23 protein-coding genes and 1 tRNA gene are annotated in these 23,326 nt (G+C 66.3%); 13 read left to right on the top strand and 11 right to left on the bottom strand.

The annotated features are described in order from the left end of the window. Window positions 1-43: 43 nt before the first annotated feature. The 4 genes from sucC to recA all read right to left on the bottom strand — a co-directional run bounded on the left by sucC (window position 44) and on the right by recA (window position 3,985). Entirely contained in the window at window positions 44-1,210 is a 1,167-nt protein-coding gene (gene sucC, locus C5F75_RS04385; protein WP_059578600.1) for an ADP-forming succinate--CoA ligase subunit beta, read from the bottom strand. Between the two features lie 68 nt (window positions 1,211-1,278). Then, window positions 1,279-1,887 (bottom strand): DUF2889 domain-containing protein, encoded by a 609-nt coding sequence (locus tag C5F75_RS04380; RefSeq protein ID WP_050014576.1) that lies wholly within the window; start codon window positions 1,885-1,887, stop codon window positions 1,279-1,281. Between the two features lie 146 nt (window positions 1,888-2,033). Beyond that, the gene (gene recX, locus C5F75_RS04375) at window positions 2,034-2,915 is read right to left on the bottom strand and encodes a recombination regulator RecX (RefSeq protein WP_059578603.1); all 882 of its coding nucleotides are present in this window, start codon (window positions 2,913-2,915) and stop codon (window positions 2,034-2,036) included. Then, window positions 2,915-3,985, bottom strand: coding sequence for a recombinase RecA (recA, locus tag C5F75_RS04370; RefSeq protein WP_059578606.1), 1,071 nt, complete (start codon window positions 3,983-3,985; stop codon window positions 2,915-2,917). The genes recX and recA overlap by 1 nt, the downstream gene beginning before the upstream one ends. A gap of 190 nt (window positions 3,986-4,175) precedes the next feature. On the opposite strand from recA, the gene C5F75_RS04365 reads away from it, so the two are divergent. The 4 genes from C5F75_RS04365 (at window position 4,176) to C5F75_RS04345 (ending at window position 8,589) form a co-directional block, all read left to right on the top strand. Then, entirely contained in the window at window positions 4,176-4,904 is a 729-nt protein-coding gene (locus tag C5F75_RS04365; RefSeq protein ID WP_059578609.1) for a response regulator transcription factor, read from the top strand. Window positions 4,905-4,921: 17 nt separating this feature from the next. Then, on the top strand, window positions 4,922-6,469 hold the full coding sequence (locus C5F75_RS04360) for a sensor histidine kinase (RefSeq protein WP_059578611.1): 1,548 nt from the start codon (window positions 4,922-4,924) through the stop codon (window positions 6,467-6,469). A 226-nt stretch (window positions 6,470-6,695) separates the two neighbouring features. After that, window positions 6,696-8,354, top strand: coding sequence for an MFS transporter (locus C5F75_RS04355; protein WP_059643034.1), 1,659 nt, complete (start codon window positions 6,696-6,698; stop codon window positions 8,352-8,354). Between the two features lie 158 nt (window positions 8,355-8,512). Continuing rightward, window positions 8,513-8,589, top strand: a tRNA-Met gene (locus tag C5F75_RS04345). A gap of 326 nt (window positions 8,590-8,915) precedes the next feature. On the opposite strand, the gene C5F75_RS37100 is transcribed toward C5F75_RS04345, so the two are convergent. Next, window positions 8,916-9,050: an RNA-dependent RNA polymerase family protein gene (locus C5F75_RS37100; RefSeq protein ID WP_256939976.1), complete on the bottom strand. Its 135-nt coding sequence runs from the start codon at window positions 9,048-9,050 to the stop codon at window positions 8,916-8,918. 186 nt (window positions 9,051-9,236) lie between these two features. Here C5F75_RS37100 and C5F75_RS36170 point away from each other — a divergent pair, with 186 nt between their 5' ends. Together C5F75_RS36170 and C5F75_RS36165 are read left to right on the top strand one after the other, a co-directional pair. Next, on the top strand, window positions 9,237-9,821 hold the full coding sequence (locus tag C5F75_RS36170) for a hypothetical protein (protein WP_124862688.1): 585 nt from the start codon (window positions 9,237-9,239) through the stop codon (window positions 9,819-9,821). Beyond that, window positions 9,818-10,414, top strand: coding sequence for a hypothetical protein (locus tag C5F75_RS36165; protein WP_143328721.1), 597 nt, complete (start codon window positions 9,818-9,820; stop codon window positions 10,412-10,414). Before C5F75_RS36170 ends, C5F75_RS36165 begins: the two co-directional genes overlap by 4 nt. A gap of 173 nt (window positions 10,415-10,587) precedes the next feature. Here C5F75_RS36165 and C5F75_RS04325 read toward each other — a convergent pair whose 3' ends face one another. Both C5F75_RS04325 and C5F75_RS04320 read right to left on the bottom strand, forming a co-directional pair. Further along, window positions 10,588-11,562 carry a LysR family transcriptional regulator gene (locus tag C5F75_RS04325; RefSeq protein WP_059578621.1) on the bottom strand — a complete coding sequence of 325 codons (975 nt, stop codon included), beginning with the start codon at window positions 11,560-11,562 and terminating at the stop codon, window positions 10,588-10,590. A gap of 177 nt (window positions 11,563-11,739) precedes the next feature. Next, window positions 11,740-12,714: a GlxA family transcriptional regulator gene (locus C5F75_RS04320; RefSeq protein WP_104011923.1), complete on the bottom strand. Its 975-nt coding sequence runs from the start codon at window positions 12,712-12,714 to the stop codon at window positions 11,740-11,742. A gap of 115 nt (window positions 12,715-12,829) precedes the next feature. On the opposite strand from C5F75_RS04320, the gene C5F75_RS04315 reads away from it, so the two are divergent. Together C5F75_RS04315 and C5F75_RS04310 are read left to right on the top strand one after the other, a co-directional pair. Continuing rightward, the gene (locus C5F75_RS04315) at window positions 12,830-13,513 is read left to right on the top strand and encodes a DJ-1/PfpI family protein (protein WP_059578626.1); all 684 of its coding nucleotides are present in this window, start codon (window positions 12,830-12,832) and stop codon (window positions 13,511-13,513) included. Window positions 13,514-13,572: 59 nt separating this feature from the next. Next, complete coding sequence (locus C5F75_RS04310; RefSeq protein ID WP_059578629.1) at window positions 13,573-13,884, top strand: cupin domain-containing protein; 312 nt, start codon at window positions 13,573-13,575, stop codon at window positions 13,882-13,884. A 58-nt stretch (window positions 13,885-13,942) separates the two neighbouring features. Here C5F75_RS04310 and C5F75_RS04305 read toward each other — a convergent pair whose 3' ends face one another. Further along, window positions 13,943-14,227, bottom strand: coding sequence for a PAAR domain-containing protein (locus C5F75_RS04305; protein ID WP_059578632.1), 285 nt, complete (start codon window positions 14,225-14,227; stop codon window positions 13,943-13,945). Between the two features lie 293 nt (window positions 14,228-14,520). Here C5F75_RS04305 and C5F75_RS36670 point away from each other — a divergent pair, with 293 nt between their 5' ends. The 3 genes from C5F75_RS36670 (at window position 14,521) to C5F75_RS04295 (ending at window position 19,151) form a co-directional block, all read left to right on the top strand. Next, the gene (locus C5F75_RS36670) at window positions 14,521-14,682 is read left to right on the top strand and encodes a hypothetical protein (protein WP_155634633.1); all 162 of its coding nucleotides are present in this window, start codon (window positions 14,521-14,523) and stop codon (window positions 14,680-14,682) included. Between the two features lie 231 nt (window positions 14,683-14,913). Next, window positions 14,914-15,801: a LysR family transcriptional regulator gene (locus tag C5F75_RS04300; protein ID WP_059578634.1), complete on the top strand. Its 888-nt coding sequence runs from the start codon at window positions 14,914-14,916 to the stop codon at window positions 15,799-15,801. A gap of 242 nt (window positions 15,802-16,043) precedes the next feature. After that, the gene (locus C5F75_RS04295; RefSeq protein ID WP_059578637.1) at window positions 16,044-19,151 is read left to right on the top strand and encodes a transglycosylase domain-containing protein; all 3,108 of its coding nucleotides are present in this window, start codon (window positions 16,044-16,046) and stop codon (window positions 19,149-19,151) included. A 39-nt stretch (window positions 19,152-19,190) separates the two neighbouring features. On the opposite strand, the gene C5F75_RS04290 is transcribed toward C5F75_RS04295, so the two are convergent. Continuing rightward, on the bottom strand, window positions 19,191-19,538 hold the full coding sequence (locus C5F75_RS04290) for a GFA family protein (RefSeq protein WP_059578639.1): 348 nt from the start codon (window positions 19,536-19,538) through the stop codon (window positions 19,191-19,193). A gap of 141 nt (window positions 19,539-19,679) precedes the next feature. Between C5F75_RS04290 and C5F75_RS04285 the strand changes: the two genes are divergently transcribed. Next, window positions 19,680-19,925: a DUF1272 domain-containing protein gene (locus C5F75_RS04285; protein WP_059578642.1), complete on the top strand. Its 246-nt coding sequence runs from the start codon at window positions 19,680-19,682 to the stop codon at window positions 19,923-19,925. Between the two features lie 34 nt (window positions 19,926-19,959). Here the strand turns inward: C5F75_RS04285 and C5F75_RS04280 are convergent, their stop codons facing one another. Further along, a complete protein-coding gene (locus C5F75_RS04280; protein WP_059578644.1) occupies window positions 19,960-20,643 on the bottom strand; it encodes a FadR/GntR family transcriptional regulator in 684 nt (227 codons plus the stop codon). Between the two features lie 146 nt (window positions 20,644-20,789). Here C5F75_RS04280 and dgoD point away from each other — a divergent pair, with 146 nt between their 5' ends. Further along, entirely contained in the window at window positions 20,790-21,938 is a 1,149-nt protein-coding gene (dgoD, locus tag C5F75_RS04275) for a galactonate dehydratase (protein ID WP_104011930.1), read from the top strand. A gap of 135 nt (window positions 21,939-22,073) precedes the next feature. Here dgoD and C5F75_RS04270 read toward each other — a convergent pair whose 3' ends face one another. After that, window positions 22,074-23,006, bottom strand: coding sequence for a CopD family protein (locus C5F75_RS04270; RefSeq protein WP_059578801.1), 933 nt, complete (start codon window positions 23,004-23,006; stop codon window positions 22,074-22,076). Window positions 23,007-23,326 lie beyond the last annotated feature (320 nt).

The following is a 23,326-nucleotide window of genomic DNA, read 5'->3' as shown; positions in this document are numbered from 1 at the left end:
TCGCGAGCAAGCCGCGCCGCCCTACGTGTTCATTAGCGCGTGCTTACTTGCCTGCGGCAGCCGCGACGACCTTCTGCGCGGCTTCTTCCATGCTGTCCGCCGAGATGATCGGCAGGCCCGAATCGGCCAGCATCTTCTTGCCGAGGTCCTCGTTCGTGCCCTTCATGCGCACGACGAGCGGCACGTTCAGGTTCACGGCCTTCGAACCGGCGATCACGCCTTCCGCGATCACGTCGCAGCGCATGATGCCGCCGAAGATGTTCACGAGGATCGCCTTCAGGTCCGGGTTCTTCAGCATCAGCTTGAACGCTTCCGTGACCTTCTCGGTCGTCGCGCCACCGCCGACGTCCAGGAAGTTCGCCGGCTCGCCGCCGAACAGCTTGATGGTGTCCATCGTCGCCATCGCGAGGCCCGCGCCGTTCACGAGACAGCCGATGTTGCCGTCGAGCGAGATGTACGCGAGGTCGAACTTCGACGCTTCGATTTCAGCCGGATCTTCTTCGTCCAGATCGCGGTACGCGACGATTTCCGGGTGACGGAACAGCGCGTTCGAATCGAAGTTGAACTTCGCGTCGAGTGCGGTAACCTTGCCGTCGCTGGAGACGTTCAGCGGGTTGATTTCAGCCAGCGATGCGTCGGTTTCCCAGAATGCCTTGTACAGGCCTTGCAGGATCGCGCGCGCTTGCGGAATCGACGCGGCCGGCACGCCGATCTTCGCGGCGAGGTCGTCGGCCTGCGCGTCCAGCAGGCCCGTCGACGGCTCGACGATGACCTTGTGGATCAGTTCCGGGTGCTTTTCGGCGACTTCCTCGATGTCCATGCCGCCTTCGCTCGAACCCATCAGCACGATCTTCTGCGAGATGCGGTCGACGACGAGGCTGACATACAGTTCCTGCTTGATGTCGGCGCCTTCCTCGATCATCAGACGGTTGACCTTCTGGCCTTCCGGGCCCGTCTGGTGCGTGACGAGCTGCATGCCGAGGATCTGGTTCGCGTATTCGCGCACCTGTTCGATCGACTTCGCCACCTTCACGCCGCCGCCCTTGCCACGGCCACCCGCGTGAATCTGAGCCTTCACGACCCATACCGGGCCGCCGAGCTCTTCCGCCACCTTGACGGCCTCGTCAACCGAGAACGCCGGCTTGCCGCGCGGTACCGCGACTCCGAATTTCCGCAGGATTTCCTTACCCTGGTACTCGTGAATCTTCATGCGTGATTCCCTTCAGTCTGAGAGTTGGATGAAAAGTCGCTTAAGACGCTTCTTCGAATGATTTCCGTTCATTCCTTCGTGCTGCCTTCACCGGGCAGATCCGGCCGAATCGGGCCGTACCAGCGCGGGTAGTACTGCCGTACGACCTCGCCGTCGAATCGCAGCGCCCGGCAGCGGCCGAGCTGGAAAGGCGGTTCGGCGTGCACGCCGTCATGGTCCGGCCCTTCGCCGCCCTCCTCGCGCACGTTCCACACATCACCGGCGAACGCCTGGATCGCGGCCGTCGGCAGCACGGCGCACAGTTCGGTGAGATGGGAACAGCCGGCGACGCCGGCGAGCAGCCGGTTCGCGTTGCGGCGGAAATTGCGGAAGAGGTTGAGCCCGATGAGGGCCCGATAGGCGGGAGAAGCGGATTGACAGTGACCGGGATAGGGAACCCATTCCGAAGACGCTTCGGCGTCGACGACATTGAGGTCACGATCGATGGTCACGCGTAGCCAGAGTTCGTGGATCGGCAGGCCCTGGGGCCGGATGCCCGACGCAAGCGCGACATCGCGCGGCTTGTGGTCGGTCAGGCAGGCTTCGATGTCCCACAAGCCGTCGCCGCGCTCGTAGGCTTCCGCTCGGATTGCGCGTCGATGTCGCAACTGACGGGGCACGGGCTCGGATAGCGGCATGCTGGAGGTTGAGGCCGAAGAGGAAAACCCGTGGATTTTAGCATATTGGGTATTTGAGACATCCGGCCTCGACGGCGGGTATTCCCGCCTGTCCGGAAGCGGTTGCGATGCAGCAAAATCGCGCGCCCCGCGCGCGACCGGGCGGCTCAGTCGTCGAGCGGGAAATCGTCGCCGACCTTCAGCAACTTCACGATGGTCGCGCTCGAGAAGCCGCGCGCGGCAAGGAAGCGCGCCTGCTTCGCGCGCTCGGCGGGCGTTTGCGGCAGCGCACCGAATTTCTTGCGCCACACGGCCTGCGCGCGCGTCAACTCGGTCTCGCGCAATTGGGCATTCACCGCTTCGACGAGGCTGTCGCCGACCGCATGGCGCTTCAGTTCGCTGACGATGCGCGCGACGCCGACGCGCGACGCGCGGCGATGCACGAGACTCTCGGCGAAGCGCGCGTCGGACAGCCAGCCTTCCTGTTCCAGCGCATCGAGCACCGGTTCGACGGACTCGTCTTCGCCGACGTAGGGGGCGAGCTTGCGCGCAAGCTCCGCGCGGCTGTATTCGCGCCTTGACAGATAACCGAGCGCACGGCCCTTCAACGACCGCGGCGGTTTCGACGGCTTGCGCTCGCCTACGCCCGACGCGTCGCTCGAAGCAGCGCCGCGGGAAGATGCGCCGGCAGTGCGACGTATGCGGCGCGGATGCTGGCTGCTGCGCGTATAGACATCTTCCGTCGCGGGCGCATCGGCTGCGCGATCGTCCGGGACGCGATCGCCCGGGAAGCGGACACCGGACACGCGACGGCGGGAGCGGTCGTGCGCGTCGAACGACTCATCGTCGTCGAACGGGTCGTCCGGTGCGGCAATCTCAAACGAAACGAGGGCATCGTCGGATGCCCTCGTCGCGGTGCGGTTCGCGGCGTTGCCGCCTGCGCCCCGCCGGTCGGCGCCCGAGGATCCGGCTCGCCGCCCGGAGCGACCCGCCGTTTCGGGCGTGTCGTGCTCCGCCGGCTCGCCAGCCTGACCTCGGCGCGCAACCATCACTCTTCTTCGTCCATCGCCTCGGCTTCGTTGACTACGCCATCGGGCATCGCGACGACACCGAGCGATTCGCGGATGCGGTTCTCGATCTCGCGCGCGATTTCCGGATTTTCGCGCAGGAATTCACGCGCGTTGTCCTTGCCCTGGCCGATCTTCTCGCCGTTGTAGCTGTACCAGGCGCCCGCCTTGTCGACGATCTTCGCCTGCACGCCGAGATCGATGATCTCGCCCTGGCGCGAAATGCCTTCGCCGTACAGGATGTCGAAGATCGCTTCGCGGAACGGCGGCGATACCTTGTTCTTGACGACCTTCACGCGGGTTTCGTTGCCGATCACCTCGTCGTTCTTCTTGATCGAGCCGATCCGGCGGATATCGAGACGCACCGACGAGTAGAACTTCAGCGCGTTGCCGCCCGTCGTGGTTTCCGGGTTGCCGAACATCACGCCGATCTTCATCCGGATCTGGTTGATGAAGATCACGAGGCAGTTCGTGCGCTTGATCGTGCCGGTCAGCTTGCGCAGCGCCTGCGACATCAGGCGAGCCTGCAGACCCGGCAGCGAATCGCCCATCTCGCCTTCGATTTCGGCCTTCGGCACGAGCGCCGCGACCGAGTCGATGACGATCATGTCGATCGAGCCCGAGCGCACCAGCGCGTCGGTGATTTCGAGCGCCTGCTCGCCGGTGTCCGGCTGCGAGATCAGCAGCTCCGGCACGTTCACGCCGAGCTTCGCGGCATATTGGACGTCGAGCGCGTGCTCGGCGTCGATGAACGCCGCGGTGCCGCCCAGCTTCTGCAGCTCGGCGATGACCTGCAGCGTGAGCGTGGTTTTACCGGACGATTCCGGACCGTAGATCTCGACCACCCGGCCGCGCGGCAGGCCGCCGACGCCCAGTGCGATATCGAGACCCAGCGAGCCCGTGGAGACGACCTGGATATCCTCGGCCGCTTCGCCGTCGCCCATGCGCATGATCGAGCCTTTGCCGAACTGCTTCTCGATCTGCGCGAGTGCGGCCGCCAGCGCCTTGCTCTTCTCGGCGGTCATCCCGGAGCCCTTCTTGCTATCTTCCATGAATCGTCCTTTGCTATGATGAGCAGCGTCTGTTAAAGGCGCGCCCGCTTTCAAGCGCCGCCCACGAATGCAGACACTGTATAAAAAAACAGTGTTTTATGCAAGCCCGCAATGCAGGCTGCGTTGTACACGGATAACTTCGGAGACAGCCGCGCCGGCACGAACGCCTCGCCGGCCATCGGTCAGCAACATGCGAATTCTCATCGCCGAAGACGACAGCATACTCGCGGACGGCCTCACCCGGTCACTCCGCCAATCGGGCTATGCCGTCGATCACGTGAAGAGCGGCGTCGACGCCGACACCGCGCTGTCGATGCAGACTTTCGACCTGCTGATTCTCGATCTCGGGCTGCCGAAAATGTCCGGGCTCGACGTGCTCAAGCGCCTGCGCGCCCGCAATTCCAATCTCCCCGTGCTGATCCTGACCGCCGCCGACAGCGTCGACGAGCGCGTGAAGGGGCTCGACCTCGGCGCCGACGACTACATGGCCAAGCCGTTCGCGCTCAACGAGCTCGAGGCGCGCGTGCGCGCGCTGACCCGGCGCGGCGCGGGCGGCGGGCCGACCGTCGTGCGCCACGGCTCGCTCGCGTTCGACCAGGTCGGCCGCATCGCGTATGCGAACGATCACGTGCTCGATCTCTCGGCGCGCGAACTCGGCCTGCTCGAGGTGCTGCTGCAGCGGATCGGCCGCCTCGTGTCGAAGGAACAGCTCGTCGATCACCTGTGCGAATGGGGCGAGGAAGTCAGCAACAACGCGATCGAAGTCTACGTGCACCGGCTGCGCAAGAAGATCGAACCGAGCGGCGTGCGGATCTCGACCGTGCGCGGCCTCGGCTATTGCCTCGAGAAGGTCGCGCCCGCGACGCCGGCCGACCCGGCGGCGCCCCAGCCCGCGGCGGCCGGCACGCCGCTGCGCTGACGCCGGGCGGCGCCGCGATGGCCACGCCGGCCCATTCCCGTCACCCGACCGGCGCGCCGTCGTCGGCCGCCGACGAGGCGCGCGACGCGCGCTACGAGAACCCGTTCGCGCCGCCCGACGAAACCGAATCGGCCGAAACGCCGCGCCCGCGCTCGCTGTTCGGCGAAATCCTCGACTGGATGCTCGCACCGCTGCTGCTGCTGTGGCCGATGAGCATCGCCGTCACCTATCTCGTCGCGAAGACGATCGCGAACAGCCCGTTCGACCGCGCGCTGGAGACCAACGCGTACGTGCTCGCGCGGCAGATCCATCCGGTCAACGGCGTCGCCGAGCTGACGCTGCCGGAGCAGACGCGCGACTTCCTGCGCGCGGACAACATCGACAGCGTCTACTTCCAGGTGCTCGGCACGCGCGGCGAGCTGGTCGCGGGCGAAGCCGACATGCCGCTGCCGCGCGACGAGGACCGCCCGCCGCCGGGCGTCGTCGTGTTCCGCGACGACCTGCTGCGCGGCAACGACGTGCGCGTCGCGTACACGACCGTCGCGCTGCCGCAGGCGAGCGGCGCGCAGCCCGTGCTCGTGCAGGTCGGCGAGACGCTCGACAAGCGCAACGCGCTCGCGAACGACATCATCAAGGGCGTGATCCTGCCGCAATTCGTGATCCTGCCGCTCGCGATCCTGCTCGTCTGGTTCGGGCTGTCGCGCGGGCTCGCGCCGCTCAACGCGCTGCAGGCGCACATCCGCGCGCGCCGGCCCGACGACCTGTCGCCCGTCGAGGCGCAGCGCGCGCCGCCCGAGATCGAGCCGCTCGTCACGTCGTTCAACGACCTGCTCGCGCGCCTCGAACAGAACATGGCGCTGCAGAAACGCTTCATCGCCGACGCCGCGCATCAGATGAAGACGCCGCTCGCGGGCCTGCGCACGCAGGCCGAATTCGCGCTGCGCCATCCGGTGCCGCCCGACGTGCAGCGCTCGCTCGAGCAGATCGCGACGAGCTCCGAGCAAGCCGCGCGGCTCGTCACGCAACTGCTCGCGCTCGCGCGCGCCGAGAACCGCGCGAGCGGGCTCACGTTCGAGCCGGTCGAGATCGGCGCGCTCGCGCGGCGCACCGTGCGCGACTGGGTGCAGGCCGCGCTCGCGAAACGCATGGATCTCGGTTACGAAGGCCCGGACGACGACGCGCCGCTCGACGTCGACGGCAATCCGGTGATGCTGCGCGAGATGCTCGGCAACCTCGTCGACAACGCGATCCGCTACACGCCCGAAGGCGGCCGCATCACCGTGCGCGTGCGCGCCGAGCGCACGAGGCGGCTCGTGCATCTCGAAGTCGAGGATACGGGCCCCGGCATCCCGGCCGGCGAACGCGAACGCGTCGTCGAGCGCTTCTACCGGATCCTCGGCCGCGAAGGCGACGGCAGCGGCCTCGGGCTCGCGATCGTGCGCGAGATCGCCACGCAGCACGGCGGCACGCTGACGCTCGACGATCACGTCTACCAGCACACGCCGCGCCTCGCCGGCACGCTGGTGCGCATCAGCCTGCCGCTGACCGACACCACCCCGGATTAACCCTGACGCGCGCCGCCGCGGCTGGGTGCAAATATGCCGAAACCGGCGTTTTAACGGACGTTCGCATCACGATCGACACGCGAAGCGGCCGGTTCGCCACGGGTTAACGTGCAGTCGTTTTGTACGCGCGAGTCAGTACGCCGTAAGTTTCCGTGCCAATAATCGTCGACAGGCCCGCCCTCCCAAGGCGGCCGCACATCTATATCAAGGGACTTGGAGACGATTCATGGCAACGTTAGGCGGGCAAATTTCGCACTCGCCGATGACGGGCGAAGAGAAGAAGGTGATCTTCGCGTCGTCGCTCGGCACCGTGTTCGAGTGGTACGACTTTTACCTGGCCGGCTCGCTCGCGGCCTACATCAGCAAGAGCTTCTTCTCCGGCGTCAATCCGACCGCCGCGTTCATCTTCACGCTGCTCGGCTTCGCGGCCGGCTTCGCGGTGCGGCCGTTCGGCGCGATCGTGTTCGGCCGGCTCGGCGACCTCGTCGGCCGCAAGCACACGTTCCTCGTGACGATCGTGATCATGGGCGTGTCGACGTTCGTGGTCGGCTTCCTGCCCGGGTACGCGTCGATCGGCATCGCCGCGCCGGTGATCTTCATCGCGATGCGGCTGTTGCAGGGCCTCGCGCTCGGCGGCGAGTACGGCGGCGCGGCGACCTACGTCGCCGAGCATGCGCCGGCCAACCGGCGCGGCTTCTACACTGCGTGGATCCAGACGACGGCCACGCTCGGCCTGTTCCTGTCGCTGCTCGTGATCCTCGGCGTACGCACGTTCGTCGGCGAGGAAGCGTTCGGCAACTGGGGCTGGCGCGTGCCGTTCGTCGCGTCGATCCTGCTGCTCGGGGTGTCGGTGTGGATCCGGTTGCAGTTGAACGAATCGCCGGTGTTCCTGCGCATCAAGGCGGAAGGCAAGACGTCGAAGGCGCCGCTGACCGAGGCGTTCGGCCAGTGGAAGAACCTGAAGATCGTGATCCTCGCGCTCATCGGCCTGACGGCCGGCCAGGCCGTCGTGTGGTACACGGGCCAGTTCTACGCGCTGTTCTTCCTCACGCAGACGCTGAAGGTCGACGGCGCCAGCGCGAACATCCTGATCGCGATCGCGCTGCTGATCGGCACGCCGTTCTTCCTGTTCTTCGGTTCGCTGTCGGACAAGATCGGCCGCAAGCCAATCATCCTCGCGGGCTGCCTGATCGCCGCGCTGACCTACTTCCCGCTGTTCAAGGCGCTCACGCACTACGCGAACCCCCAGCTCGAACTCGCGACGCAGAAGGCGCCGATCACGGTCGTCGCCGATCCGGCCACCTGCTCGTTCCAGTTCAACCCGGTGGGCACGTCGAAGTTCACCAGCTCGTGCGACATCGCGAAGAGCGCGCTCGCCAAGGCCGGCCTGAACTACGAGAACGTCGCGGCGCCGGCCGGTGCGCTGGCCCAGATCAAGGTCGGCGACACGGTGATCCAGACCTACGACGGCAAGGCGGCCGACGCGAAGGCGCAGGGCGCGGCGTTCGACAAGACGCTCGCGTCGACGCTGAAGGGAGCCGGCTACCCGGCGAAGGCCGACCCGGCGCAGCTCAACTGGCCGATGACGATCGTGATCCTGACGATCCTCGTGATCTTCGTGACGATGGTCTACGGCCCGATCGCCGCGATGCTGGTCGAGATGTTCCCGACGCGGATCCGCTACACGTCGATGTCGCTGCCCTATCACATCGGCAACGGCTGGTTCGGCGGCTTCCTGCCGGCGACCGCGTTCGCGATCGTCGCGGCGAAGGGCAACATCTACTCGGGGCTCTGGTATCCGATCGTGATCGCGCTGGCCACGTTCGTGATCGGCCTGCTGTTCGTCAAGGAGACGAAGGACTCGGACATCTACGCGCAGGATTGATGGCGGGTGCGCAGCGGGGAAAGGCGGCGGAGGCACTGCTTCCGCTGGCCGGCTCCCGCCCGTGATGGAGGCCGGCACGGGGCGGCGGCAACTTTTTTCGGGAAAGATGGAAAAAGGTATTGACAGCCAGCCGGCCGATCGACATAATTCAAGTCTTCGGCGAATTAGCTCAGTCGGTTAGAGCGACGGAATCATAATCCGCAGGTCCGGGGTTCGAATCCCTGATTCGCCACCAAATGCAGAAAGGGCTCAGCACAAGCTGGGCCCTTTTTCTTTGCTCCGCAGACATCGCGCGCCAACAATTCGGGCATCGCCAATCCTAATCACGCGACTCCCGCCAAGGTTGCCCAAAATCTGACTGCCCGCCCGAAGCCGCCCCCCAACGCCCGCATCAGTGACGCCTTCTCATCGCGCCCGCAGCGCAACAGCTCCTGCTTCGTTTGCCGTATTTTTCGATACCGCTCGCTTGGAGGTCGCAGCTCGCGGCCAACCACAACTGCACTCGTGACAACCTTCACCGAGGTTGCGGCATAGGTCTTCCTTCTGCTTGGTCTTGTAATCCTACCTGCTTACCACCTTGCGAAGCTCGCCCAGCAGCTTCTTCGTGGCGGCAGGCCCGGAAATGGTCACGTCGTCTACATAAGCCGTCATCCGGCATTTCTCACCCTCTGCCAGTTCAGCGATATCGTTGAACATATGCCTCGCCGCAAAGAAAGCGATCTTCGCCGCACGATTCGTAATACACAACCTCAAGAACGTCGGCCACTTGCCGTTATCACGACATACTGCGTCGATAGCCAATCGGTCCGACTCTGGCCACGGTCTTTGCCGCCGATGGTCCCTGGCGGTCTGCGCAGCAAGTAACGTTGCCTGCAAGACGCCATGTCAAAAATGAAACCGGTAGCCCTCCTCGCGAGCGTTTTTATTGCGGCGACATCTGGTTGCGCATCGCGGCCGCCCATTTCCTTCGAGCCGCCAGCGCCGGCCCAATGCTGCTCCACTTTCCAGAGCTTTCACTTCGGCGACCTTGGGCCCGACGGGGCCGACAGCGTGTCAATCCAGGTCGGACAAAGTCCCACTTTCGACTTTCCTGAAGGGCGATCTACCTTCGTAGCCTACAAAGTTCCGGCAACGCATCCCGAAGTGGTGGAAGTAAGAACGTATATCGCTGCTTGGGGAGCAATGCTGCTTCCCCATGTGACCATATTCAAACCGCGCCTGATGTTCCTCGACGACAACCTGCACATCACGGAAACCGATCGTCTCGAACCACTGAAGCGCCGCTCCAGGTCTCTCGCCACCCCTTACTTTTTCGCAAGAGCGCAGATTCCGGCAAACGCGAAGTACATGATCGTCTACGCCGCATCGTCGGCAAATAGCGAGCGGCTGATTGCCTATTCACAAAACGGCTCGATGTACGCCATACCGAACGCCTACGAAGGCAAAATCTCAATTACTTTCCCATGAACAAGTCAGTACGTATATTCGCACGCGCCCGAGCAATCGCCTTGTGTGTGATTTCTGCTTGGCTCCTCTCTGCTTGCGTCTCGCCTCTACTCACGACCGATATCAAGCTTGGACCAAACGACACGACCGCAAAGGTACGATTCCGGTTCGTCGGTAACGGTTGGTTGAATATCCTCGAACACGGAAGTGCCGCTTGCTATGCTGAAGCAGACCCGGCCATTCGGTCGCTCGCCTCCATCACCTATCAGGCGCGCTCCCTGAATGCAACAACTTGGCTCTTTAGTCAGCCAAGGCTTGGTATGCCGAACGACCTGGAGGATGTGTCGCAACTCACATACGCTGAAGTCCTCGTCAAGGCCGGCATCCCCCTCGTTTTCTCAGCACATTGGAGCATTGGGGATCGCTATCGGTACTACAAGGCTTGGCGATTCCTTAGCTTCACTCCGGTAACGGGAGCGGACTACGAGGTTGTCGTCACGGACGACGTCAAGATACCGATGTCCGTGACTATTGCCCGACTTCAGGTCGATGATGGAAAGATCGTGCGAACTCCTGTGGAGGTAACGCCGCTGCGCATCTGCGGGACTTCCTGACTCGTCGATTGACAGGAGCGACGCAAATCGGTCTGGACAATAGCCGTGCACATCCCTGATTCGCCACCAAATGCGAAAAGCCGCTGTTTCTTTCGAAACAGCGGCTTTTTTCATTGCTTCATCCAGCACCCGCCGTGCCGCGCGCTGCCCGTCCTTCAGGCCGCGCGCCGCGACTACGCCACCACCGCTCCGCGCTGCGCCTCTGCCGCCTCCACCCCCACCTTCCCGCGCCAGTTCTCCCCGCCCTCCAACGCCGGCGTCGCCTCGAACACCTCCGCGATCCAGTCCGCGAACACGCGCACCTTCTGCGACAAATGCCGGTTGTGCGGATACACGATCGAGATCGGCTTCGGCTTCGGATTGCAGTCCGGCAGTACCTCGACCAGCGAACCGTCGAGCAAGTGCGGCAGCACCATGAACAACGTAGGCTGGATCATCCCGAAGCCTTCGAGCCCGCACGTCACGTAAGCATCCGAATCGTTGACCGTGACGCTGCCGTTCATCCGCACCTCGAACGGCTTGCCGTCGATCATGAACACCCACGGAATCGTCCGCGCGCCGTGGCTCGCGCGAAAATTCACCGCCTGATGTTCGACGAGATCGGCAATCTCGTTCGGCTCGCCGTGGCGCGCGAGGTAATCGGGCGACGCGCACGTCACGCGCTTGAGCATCCCGATGCGCCGCGCGACCATCGACGAATCCTCGAGCGGCCCGACCCGGATCATGCAGTCGATGCCTTCCTCGACCGGATCGACGTAGCGGTCCGACAGCCCCAGCTCGAGCGTGATGTCCGGATAGCGCTGCCGGAAGGTCGACAGCGACGGCAGCACGATACGCCGCCCGAGCGAACTGGGCATGTGGACGCGCAGCATGCCGCTCGGCTTGCGGTTGCCCGCCTGGAAACTCGCGTCGGCCTCGGCGATCTCCGCGATGATCTTCATGCAATGCTCGTAGTACGCGGCGCCCTCCGGCGTCAGCGACAGCCGGCGCGTGGTCCGGTGCATCAGGCGCACGCCGAGCAGCGCCTCGAGATTCTGGATGATGGTCGTCACCGACGCGCGCGGCATCGAGAGCGTGTCGGCCGCCCGCGTGAAGCTGTTCGCGTCGACCACGCGGGTAAAAACTTCCATTGCCTGGATTCGGTCCATGCTGCTCCCCCCTTTCGAATCGCCAACGGAACAGAATAGAGCGCGCGGTGGGCGCGGCACAAGCCCCTGCCTATTGTTCTCCGATCCTGAATAGTTTCGAAACTTCGGACTGGAAACCGACCGGTTTCCGTTCAGTTCCGGGCGCCACCCGCTCCGGCCCCGATGATCGGTCGACCGTTACCGCACGAACCGCTCGCGATATCCCTGCGGCGACACGCCGAACACGCGCACGAAACTGCGCCGCAGCGTCTCTTCGGAACCGAAGCCGCACCGCCCGGCGATCCGCTTGACGGGCCACGCCGTTTCGCCGAGCAGGCGTTGCGCGGCCTCGACACGGATCTGCTCGACCGCGCGCGCGGGCGTGCGGCCGGTTTCCGCGCGATAGTGACGCACGAAGCTGCGCTCGCTCATGCTCATGCGCTCGGCCAGCGCGGGCACCGACAGGTCGGCCGTCAGGTGCTCGGCCATCCACGCGTGCAACTCGCCGAACCGGTCGGCGGTGCGCTGCATCGACAGCATCGTGCTGAATTGGGCCTGCCCGCCCGGACGCTTCAGGAACACGACGAGCTCGCGCGCGACGTCGAGCGCGGTCGCCCGCCCGAGATCGTCCTCGACCAGCGCGAGCGCGAGATCGATGCCGGCCGTCACGCCGGCGGACGTCCACAGCGCGCCTTCGCGGATGAAGATCGGGTCCGGCTCGACGCGCACGTTCGGGTAGCGCGCCGCGAATTCCTCGCAGCGCGCCCAGTGCGTGACCGCGCGCCGCCCGTCGAGCAGACCGGCCTCGGCGAGCAGGAACGCGCCGGTGCACACCGACGCCACGCGCCGCGCGCGTCCGGCCTGCTGCCGCACCCAGCGCACCACCCGCGCATCCTTCGACGCCGCGTGCACACCCTTGCCGCCGGCGACGATCAGCGTGTCAGGGTGGCGCGCGATGGTGCGCAGCGACTCGGCCATCACGACGAGGCCCGACGACGTCTCGACAGGCCCGGCTTCGACGGCCACGACGCGCGGCGCATACGGCGCCGGCTGCCCGCGCTCCAGCGCGAGTTCGTTGACGGACGCGAACACCTGCAGCGGCCCCGTCACATCGAGCAACTGCGCACGGGGAAACGCGAAGATCAGGATCGAACGCGGGGCGGCGGCAGGCATGGCGATTGGCTGAAAACGTGGGTGATATGGCAATTTCGCCAAACACTACGCGCCTAGAATCGATCTGTCCATCCCGTGCCGAACGGCGCGTTCCCTTCCTCTCCGGAGCCTTCGCATGACACTTCACATCGGCCTTCTCGTCTTTCCGGGCGTCCAGCAACTCGACCTCACCGGCCCGCACGACGTGCTCGCGTCACTGCCGGACGCGGCCGTTCATCTGGTGTGGAAGTCGCGCGACGCGGTCGCGTCGAGCAGCGGCCTCGCGCTCGCGCCGACCTGCACGTTCGACGACTGCCCGCCGCTCGACGTGATCTGCATCCCGGGCGGGATCGGCATCAACGAATTGCTGCTCGATGCCGAAACGATCGCGTTCGTGCAGCAGCGTGCGGCCACCGCGCGCTACGTGACGTCGGTCTGCACGGGCTCGCTGCTGCTCGGCGTGGCCGGCCTGCTGCGCGGACGACGCGCGACGACGCACTGGCGGTTCCACTCGCTGCTGGAACCGCTGGGCGCGATACCCGTGCGCGAGCGCGTCGTGCGCGACGGCAACCTGGTCACGGGCGGCGGCGTGACGGCCGGCATCGACTTCGCGCTGACGATCGCCGCGGAGCTCGTCGGCGACGAAGAAGCGCAGGCGATCCAGCTTCAGCTCGAATATGCGCCCGCGCCGCCGTTCGACGCCGGCTCGCCCGACACCGCGCCGGCCGCGGTCGTGACGCGCGTCACCGAACGTACGGCGGCCGGCTTCGCGAAGCGCAAGCAGATCGTCGAGCAGGCGCTGCGCGCCACGTCGCGCTGAAGGCGGATGTCGGGAAAATGACTGGAAAGCGGCGCCCGCGCGCGCCGGGGAACACATCGATGAACATCATCCGAAGCGCCGCATTCACGGCGGACCGCGCGTGGGGCGCCCTCGACATCGCGAACCTGAACGGCATCACGGTCCGGCTGCACTGGACCGACCAGCCGTATCGCTGGCACGTGAACGACGGCGAGGAAGTGTTCGCGGTGCTCGATGGCCGCGTCGAGATGCGCTACCGCGAAGCAGGCGTCGAGCACGCGACGGTGCTCGAAACGGGCGACGTATTCCACGCGACGGTCGGCACCGAACATGTTGCGCATCCGCTTGGCGCCGCGCGCATCCTCGTGATCGAGACCGAAGGCAGCGCCTGACGGCCGGTATCGGCGCCGCGATGCCGCGCGAACGACGAGCGCCTGCGGGCGGCGGGACTCAGCCCGAGATCGTCCCGGTTGCCTGCGATGCGATCAGTTTCGGCTGCGGCGTGCACTGGCACTGGCACAGGTCGTGTTCGAGCGCGACGACCTTGCCCATCACGGTCATCGTGCGCTCGCCGCCGTCCGACACGATCACGCCCGGCGACTTGCACGCCGCACAGAACACGGATGCGCCGAGATACGCGAGTTCGCGCCCGTCGAACGACGAATTGGCGATCCCTTCGAGCACGACGCCGCCGTGATCGGTCGTGTCGCCCTTCAGAATGAATTTGCGGCTCATGATGTCGGTTCTTCCCTCGGAAACGCCGCGCAACGCAGCCGTGCACGGGCATCGTGAAACCGCCCGTCGGTCGCGGGCGTCCCGCGAGCATATCACCGCTCGCGGCCCCCGCAGCCGATCCACGCGGCCGGCAGCCCTCCACCGACGCGCCGCGGCCGTTTCGCGGCAAACGCGCCCCTGCCGCGTCGGCGCCCGCCGACCGTACGCCCACACCGCGCGCCGAACCGCCTCATGGTGGCCGGCCGGATGCGCGAGCATGGCCTGGATCGATATCGGGGCAACGATTCCCCGCCGTGTCGGCCAGCCTGCTCGCGCGCCGCGATGGGCCGGACACGATTGCATGCGACGGTTCGATCCGCTGCTTCGTCGCGGCCGTGCGTCGGCACGATGGCGCAAAAACGCCGGAAATACTTTATCTCGATAAAATCGAATCGCCCGATATCTCAAATACGTGAAAAAAACAATCGTATGAACATTCGTACAATTACTAAAAATGGTTGTAAAAATTACCCTTAACCGGACGCAAACCAGCGCTACCAAAACGCCGAAACCCTATATTTTCCGGGCTTCCCAGCCATCAAATCAACCTGTCGTTTCATAATACTTTTTTCCTCCATCGTCCGACGCTCTGAACAGCAAATTGGAAGATAGAATTAAATAAACAATTTCTGATTCTAGGCAAAAAAATGGACGAACTCCTTCCAATGCGACTATTTGTCAAGGTTGCCGAACTACAAAGTTTCGTGCGCGCCGCGACCGAACTGAACATCTCCAATTCGTCGGCCACCCGCATGATCATGAGCATCGAGAACCGGCTCGGCGCGCGCCTGCTGAATCGCACGACCCGCAGCCTGTCGCTGACCGACGCCGGCCACCTCTACCTGGCGCAGATGCGTCACGTGATCGAGGAAATCGACCGCGTCGAGGAAACGATCGCGTCGATGCACCAGGAACCGATCGGTTCGCTGAAGATCGCCGCGCCGGTCATGTTCGGCATGCACGTGCTCGCGCCCGCGATCGACGCGTTCAAGGCACGCCATCCCAACATCGTGCCGGAAGTCACGATCGTCGACCGCCATGTCGACCTCGTGTCGGAAGGCTTCGATATCGGGCTGCTGCTGTCGCAGCACATCGGCAACAGCACGTTGGTGAAGCGCCCGCTCATGCAATTCCAACGCGTCGTCTGCGCGTCGCCGCAATATGTCAGCCGGCACGGCTCGCCGGCCCATCCGCACGATCTCGCCACGCATGCATGCCTGGTGTTCCATGCCGACTTCGCGAGCGATTACCTGACGTTCGAGCACGACCAGACGCGTGTCACGGTGCGCCCGAACAAGGCCGCGTCGTCGAACAACTTCGGCATGATCCGGAACTGGGCGCTTGCCGGCATGGGCATCGCAGTCCTGCCGGACTTCCTCGCCGAACCGGATCTTCATGATGGCCAGCTTCTGGCCCTGCTCGCCGACTATCGTCTCGAAGCGCTCCAGATGAACGTCGCATACCCGAGCCGCAAGCACTTTCCGCGTAAATCCCGCCTTTTCATCGATCACCTCGTCGAACATTTCGTCAGTTGAATGATGCGATCGCGACGGTCTTTTCGGTGCCAGATGGCTTTCGAACGCGGATGCGGGACGACGTGTACCGCGAGGCCGCACCCGCGCGCGGGCCCGGCCTCGCGGCGCACGATTCCGGTGCGGGCACGGGTGTTGCGCCGCTGCATCTCAGTAGTGAACCACCCTTGGCAGCCCGCTGCGGAGGACTACACTAATCCTTAATGAGGTGCGGCCGGAGCCCGCGCCTTCAGGGAGACGCCGCCATGAATCGGCCGCTGAATCGCATCCTGCCGCGCGTGACCGGAGCTGCATCGGTCTGGACGTGGATCAAGTGGTCCTTGCTGGCCGCGCTGGTGATCGCGATCGCGGTCGTGGTGAGGCTCGTGATGACCGAAATCGCGACGTCGCGCCTGCAGGCGCACTATTTGTCCGAGCTCACCCGCGACGTCGGCTACACGGTCGAAACGGGCGCGAGCAACCACATCCGTTTCCCCGCGAACGGGCCGTACGATCAACGCCTCGGCTATTCGATGATTCCCGCGTTCCAGCAGCGGCTGCTCGCGCGCGGCTTCGTCGTCGGCAAGCAGGCGCGCGATTCCGACCGGATGCTGGCGCTCGCCGATCATGGCCTGTTCCTGCCTTACGAAGAGAAAGACCAGACCGGGCTGATGCTGTTCGACTCGACCGGCTCGCCGCTGTTCGCGACCGTGTTCCCGCAGCGCGTGTACGCCGATTTCGACACGGTGCCGCGCATGGTCGTCGATTCGCTGATGTTCATCGAGGATCGTTACCTGCTCGACCCGAACCAGCCGAACCGCAACCCGGCGATCGACTGGGGCCGCTTCAGCCGCGCGCTCGCCGACCAGGCGCTGCACGTCGTCAATCACCACCAGGCGCGCCCGGGCGGCAGCACGCTCGCGACGCAGATCGAGAAGTTCCGCCACTCGCCCGACGGCCGTACCGCGACGCCGCCGGAGAAACTGCGGCAGATCGCGTCCGCGTCGATCCTCGCGTACCTGAACGGCCCGCAGACGATGCTCGCGCGCCGCTCGATCGTCGTGCGCTACCTGAATTCGGTGCCGCTCGCCGCCCGGCCGCACGTGGGCGAAATCACCGGTATCGGCGACGGTCTCGCCGCGTGGTACGGCCGCGACTTCAACGACGTGAACCGCATCCTGTCCGCGCCGACGACCGGCGACAACGTCGACCAGCAGGGCAAGACGTTCCGCGAGGTGTTGTCGTTGCTGATCGCGCAGCGCGCGCCGTCGTACTTCCTGAATCGCGGGTATCCGGCGCTGCAGAAGCTGACCGACAGCTACCTGCGGCTGCTGTCGAACGGCGGCGTGATCTCGCCCGCGCTGCGCGATGCGGCGCTCGCCGCGCAGATCGAACGCAGCGCGCCGCCGGCCGCCGCGCGCGTGCAGTCGTTCGTGTCGCGCAAGGCCGTCACGTCCGCGCGCGCGTCGCTGCTGTCGGCGCTCGGCATCGCCGACCTGTACCAGCTCGACCAGCTCGACCTGGAAGCGACCAGCACGCTCGACAACGGCGTGCAGCAGGCGGTCGCCCAGCGGCTCGCGCAGGCGTCGACCCGCGACGGCGCGCAGGCGGCCGGCCTGTACGGCTTCGAGATGCTCGCGCCGAAGGACGACCCGTCGCACCTGACGTACAGCTTCACGCTGTACGAGCATCGCAACGGCGCGAACCTGCTGCGCGTGCAGACCGACAGTGTGAACCAGCCGTTCGACGTGAATCGCGGCGGCCGCATCAACCTCGGTTCGACCGCGAAGCTGCGCACGTTGATCACGTACCTGCAGATCGTCTCCGACCTGCATGCGCGCTACGCGAACCTGTCGAACGCGGAGCTGGCGCGCGTGAAGCCCGATCCGATCGACGGGCTGTCGCGCTGGGCGCTCGACTACCTGTCGCATACGCGCGACCGCTCGCTGCAGGCGATGCTCGATGCGTCCGTCGAACGCAAGTACTCGGCGAGCCCGGACGTGTTCTACACGGGCGGCGGCGCGCAGGTGTTCTCGAACTTCGAGAAGTCGGACAACGGCCGCATCATGACGCTGCACACGGCGTTCGAGCACTCGGTGAACCTCGTGTTCGTGCGGCTGATGCGCGACATCGTCCACTACGAGACGCTGCAGGCGGCCGGACCGTCGTCGTCGTGGCTGAACGATCCCGCCCAGCGCCAGCACTACCTGCAGCAGTTCGTCGACGGAGAAAGCCAGGTCTACGTGAAGCGCTACTACACGCGCTATGCGGGCAAGGCGCCCGACGACGCGCTCGCGCTGATGCTGCGCGACGTACGCAAGTCGCCGCCGAAGCTCGCGACGGTGCTGCGCAGCGTCGCGCCGAACGAATCGGTCGCGTGGTTCGCCGCGCGGATGCGCGCGCAACTGAAGGGCACGCCGGCCGCGACGCTGTCCGACGACGATCTCGCCGCGCTCTACGCGAAATACGCGATCGACCGCTTCAACCTGAACGACCGCGGCTATATCGCGAGCGTGCATCCGCTCGCGCTGTGGACGCTCAACTACCTGCGCGCGCATCCCGCCGCGTCGCTCGCGGACGTTCAGCGCGACAGTCGCGACGCGCGTTTCTACACGTATTCGTGGCTGTACAAGACCCGCTACCACGCGACGCAGGACCGGCGCATCCGCCGCATGGTCGAGCTGCGCGCGTACGCGGAGATCACGAAGTCGTGGCGCGCGCTCGGCTATCCGTTCGCGGAAGTGACGCCGTCGTATGCGGCCGCGATCGGCGCATCGGGCGACCAGCCCGACGCGCTCGCGAAACTGATCGGCCTGATCGTGAACGGCGGCCAGAAGGCGCCGACCGAGACGATCACGCGGCTCGATTTCGCGAAGGGCACGCCGTACGAAACGCGCTTCGTGCGCGCGGCCGCGCAACCTCAGCCGATACTGCCGCCGGAGATCGTCAAGGTGGCGCACACGCTGCTGCGCGACGTCGTGCTCAACGGCACCGCGCGCCGCCTCGCGAGCGGGCTCACGCTGCCCGACGGCAAGACGCTCGACGTGTACGGCAAGACGGGCACGGGCGACCAGCGCTTCAACGTGTATGCGCGCGGTGCGCGGCTGATCGAATCGCGCAAGGTCAACCGCAGCGGCACCTTCGTGTTCGCGATCGGCGACCGGTTCTTCGGCGTGCTGACGGCGACCGCGCACGAGCCATACGCGGCGCGCTACGACTTCACGAGCGCGATGGCCGTGCAGCTGCTGAAGTCGATGGCGCCGGCGCTCGCGCCGCTGATCGAACGGCCGGCCGACGCCGGCACGCGCACCGCGGGCCCGGCGCCGCAGGCGGAAACGCCCGCGCCGGGCGCGACGACCGCGCACCCGTCCTGACCCGATCGCCGCGCGCAGGCGCCCGCACCGGCGCGCCGGTCAGTGCGAGCGGCCGTCGTAGTGCGTGACGGGCAGCGCGTCGAGATCGACGCCGTCGATGCAGCGCACGTTGATCGCGGCCATCGCGGTGCCCTTCGGATCGACACCCTCGCCGAACGCGTGAATCCCGCAACGCTTGCAGAAGCGATGCCGGATCACGTGCTTGTTGAACAGGTAGGTCGCGAGATTTTCGTCGGGCGTCAGCAGCTTCATGTGGTCGCGCGGCACGAACCACATCAGCGCGCCCTTGCGCCGGCAGATCGAGCAGTTGCACGCCATCACGCCCTGCAGGTCGCCTTCCGCCTCGAACGTCACGTCTCCACAATGACAGCTTCCGCGATAAAGCATGGTCGTCTCCCGGTGCAGCCCGTGCGCAGCGCCGGCGCCCGGGCGGGACACCGTTGGCCGGGCCGATCCAAACGCGTACAGTAGCGCTCGCATGCGCCGCACGCAATGTGCGGCGCCCCCTCACCCGTCAAGGAGACCGTCATGCTTGAACTGCGCCCCGGCTGCGAATGTTGCGACAAGGATCTGCCGCCGGATTCGACGGACGCGCGCATCTGTACGTTCGAATGTACTTTTTGCGCGACGTGCGCCGACGACGTGCTCAAAGGCCAGTGCCCGAACTGCGGCGGCGACCTGGTCGCGCGGCCGCGGCGGCCAGCGAGCCTGCTCGCGAAGTACCCGCCGTCGACGGAACGCATCCACAAGCCGGGCGGCTGCGCGAACGCCTGACGGCACCGCAACGGCGCCGCCCGCCCCGCTTCCGTCACGACATCTCGATCCGCGCACGCGTCACCGCGAGCAGCGTCGCCATCGCGCGGCGCGCGCCGTCCTCGTCGCGCACGCGGATCGCGTCGCTGACGGCCGTATGCTCGGCCAGCGACGCGTTGTAAACGTCCGCCCGGCGCGCATTCAACTGCAGTTGCGCCTCGAGCGTGCGATCGATCAGCGCGCCGAGCGGCACCAGCAGCTCGTTGCCGCCGGCCTCCAGCACGCTCAGGTGAAAGCGCAGGTCGGCGCGCACCCATTCGTCGACGTTGCGCGCGGCGGCCATCGCGCGCGCCGCGCCCTCGATCGCGTCGAACGCGTCGGGCGTATGCGCGCGGGCGGCGAGCGCGGCCGCGTACGGCTCGATCATCTCGCGCATTTCCTGCAGCTTCAGCGCGAACGCGAGCGGCGGCGCGACGCGCGCATACCAGTCGAGCAGGTCGGCGTCGAGCAGGTTCCACGCCTGGCGCGGCCGCACGCGCGTGCCGACCTTCGGCCGCGATTCGACCAGCCCCTTCGACGTCAGCGTGCGCAGCGCCTCGCGCATCACCGTGCGGCTCACGCCGTACATCTCCATCAGGTCGGGTTCCCTCGGCAGCAGCGATTCGGGCGGATAGTCGCCGCGCAGGATCGCCGTCGCGAGCCGGAAAGCCGTCTGTCCATGCAGGTCGCGTTGAATGATCGTTCTCCGTCGGGCGGGCTGCCCACTATCTGCACATTAATGCTATTAATACTATTTTTTATTCGACTACGCTAGGATAACCGCGAAAGCACGGATCGTGCGCCGCGCCCGAACGGTCGCGCCGGTCAATCATGGAGACTCGCATCGTGAAAATCACCCGCCTCGAAACCTTCGTCGTCCCGCCGCGCTGGCTGTTCCTCAAGATCGAAACCGACGAGGGTGTCGTCGGCTGGGGCGAGCCGGTCGTCGAAGGCCGCGCGCACACGGTCGAGGCCGCCGTGCAGGAACTGGCCGACTACCTCGTCGGCCGCGACCCGCTCCTGATCGAGGATCACTGGCAGGTGATGTACCGCGCGGGCTTCTACCGCGGCGGCCCGATCATGATGAGCGCGATCGCGGGCGTCGACCAGGCGCTGTGGGACATCAAGGGCAAGCATCACGGCGTGCCGGTGCACGCGTTGCTCGGCGGCCAGGTGCGCGAGCGCATCAAGGTGTATTCGTGGATCGGCGGCGACCGGCCGAGCGACGTCGCGAACAATGCGCGCGCGGTCGTCGAGCGCGGCTTCAAGGCCGTGAAGATGAACGGCTCCGAGGAGCTGCAGATCGTCGACACCTACGACAAGGTCGAGCAAGTGATCGCGAACGTCGCGGCGGTGCGCGACGCGGTCGGCCCGCACGTCGGGATCGGCGTGGACTTCCACGGCCGCGTGCACAAGCCGATGGCGAAGGTGCTCGCGAAGGAACTCGATCCGTACAAGCTGATGTTCATCGAGGAGCCGGTGCTGTCGGAGAACGCCGAGGCGCTGCGCGACATCGTCAACCAGACCAACACGCCGATCGCGCTCGGCGAGCGGCTGTACTCGCGCTGGGACTTCAAGCACAGCCTTGCGGGCGGCTACGTCGACATCATCCAGCCGGACGCGTCGCACGCGGGCGGCATCACCGAGTGCCGCAAGATCGCGACGCTCGCGGAAAGCTACGACGTGGCGCTCGCGCTGCACTGCCCGCTCGGGCCGATCGCGCTCGCCGCGTGCCTGCAGCTCGATGCGGTCAGCTACAACGCGTTCATCCAGGAACAGAGCCTCGGCATCCACTACAACCAGGGCAACGACCTGCTCGACTACCTGCGCAACCCCGAGGTGTTCCGCTACGAGGACGGCTTCGTCGCGATCCCGCAGGGCCCGGGGCTCGGCATCGACGTGAACGAGGAGAAGGTGCGCGAGATGGCGAAGACGGGCCATCGCTGGCGCAACCCGGTGTGGCGCCACGCGGACGGCAGCGTCGCCGAGTGGTGACGAACGCGTGAGATAAGAGCGACGCACGCGTGCCGCGCCACGCGTTCGACACGGCCGCCCCGACAAGGCGGCCGTTCTTGCATCCGCGCCACGCGCGCGGCGCGCGCCGGCGCCCGGCGCCGCGCCGTCCGGCCGTCAGCCGAGCGCCGCGAAGCCCGGCACGCTGAACGACAGCACGGCCGCCGCGACGAACACGCCGATCATCGTCATCCCTTCGAGATGCAGGATGTTGCGGAACGTGTGCGCGTCCTCGGTCGACGCGGTGCGGCGCAGGCGCGGCAGCGCCGAGAAGCGGTTGAGCCCGCCGAGCACGAGCGCGAGCGCGACGAGCAGCAGCTTCAGCAGCAACACGCGGCCCCACGTGCTGCCGTCGAGCGGCGCGAGCGAGCCGCCGAGCCCGCGGATCGCGTTGAGCGCGCCGGTGCCGAGCACGAAGACGACTGCGACGATCGACGTGCGCGACAGGTGCTGGCCGATGCGGATCAGCGCGCCGCGCGCGACCGACGTCCCGAGCGCCGGCAACACCGCGAGCCCGCCCGCGAGCACGAGGCCGCCCCATACGGCGGTGGCCAGCAGGTGCAGCGTCTGCACGCCGACCGCCGCGGACAGCACGCCGCTGTCGGCCGCATGGCCGAGCGACGCCTTGCCGGCCGCCACCACGATCACCGCGAACCACAGCACCGCATGCGCGAGCGGGCCGTCCGGCTTCGCGAGCGCGACGATCGCGAGCAGCACCGCGCCGGCGAACGCGACGCTCCATGCGAAGCCCGTGTGCGTCTGCATCAGCATGACGGGAATCGCGGCGAACGCGCCGCCGAGCCCCGCGCCGCTCATCGCCGCGGCCTCGTACACGAGCCAGCCGAGATCGGCGAGCACCAGCGCCAGCGCGGCCGCCACCAGCGAATGTTGCGCGCGCAGCCATGCCGGGTGCGACGGCGCGATGACCGGCCGCGCGCCGTCCTTGCCGAGCCACGCCTTGAGCAGCGCCGAGCCGACCGCCATCGCGAACGCCGCATCCATCAGCGCCGCGAGCGCGACCTGGCCGATCCACAAGCTGTCGAACTTCATCACGCGCACCCTCCCGCAAGCGGCAGGCCGGCAGCGCGGCGGCAACGGGACGGACAGCGTGAGGCAGGCAACGGCACGGTAGAAAACGTCATCGATGAATCCGGAAACGGGAGAAATGACTGGGTCAGCGGCGGAGGCGGCGCCGCGCGACCCGCGAGTGTACGGTCTTCGAGGGTGAAAGCGCACGCCGGTTCACTCGACCGTCGTGCAATGCGCGTCAAATTGTCGCAAGTCGCAAACGGACAGGAACCGATGTCCTTTCGTCAAATAGCCGTCATTACCCATCGATGATAGAATGCCGCGTCGCAGCAGCCCGGCTG

The organism is Burkholderia anthinoferrum (assembly GCF_002925705.1).
Taxonomy (GTDB): Bacteria; Pseudomonadota; Gammaproteobacteria; order Burkholderiales; family Burkholderiaceae; genus Burkholderia; species Burkholderia semiarida.
The sequence above is the reverse complement of the archived record's forward strand: the minus strand, read 5'-3'. Positions and strand labels throughout refer to the sequence as shown.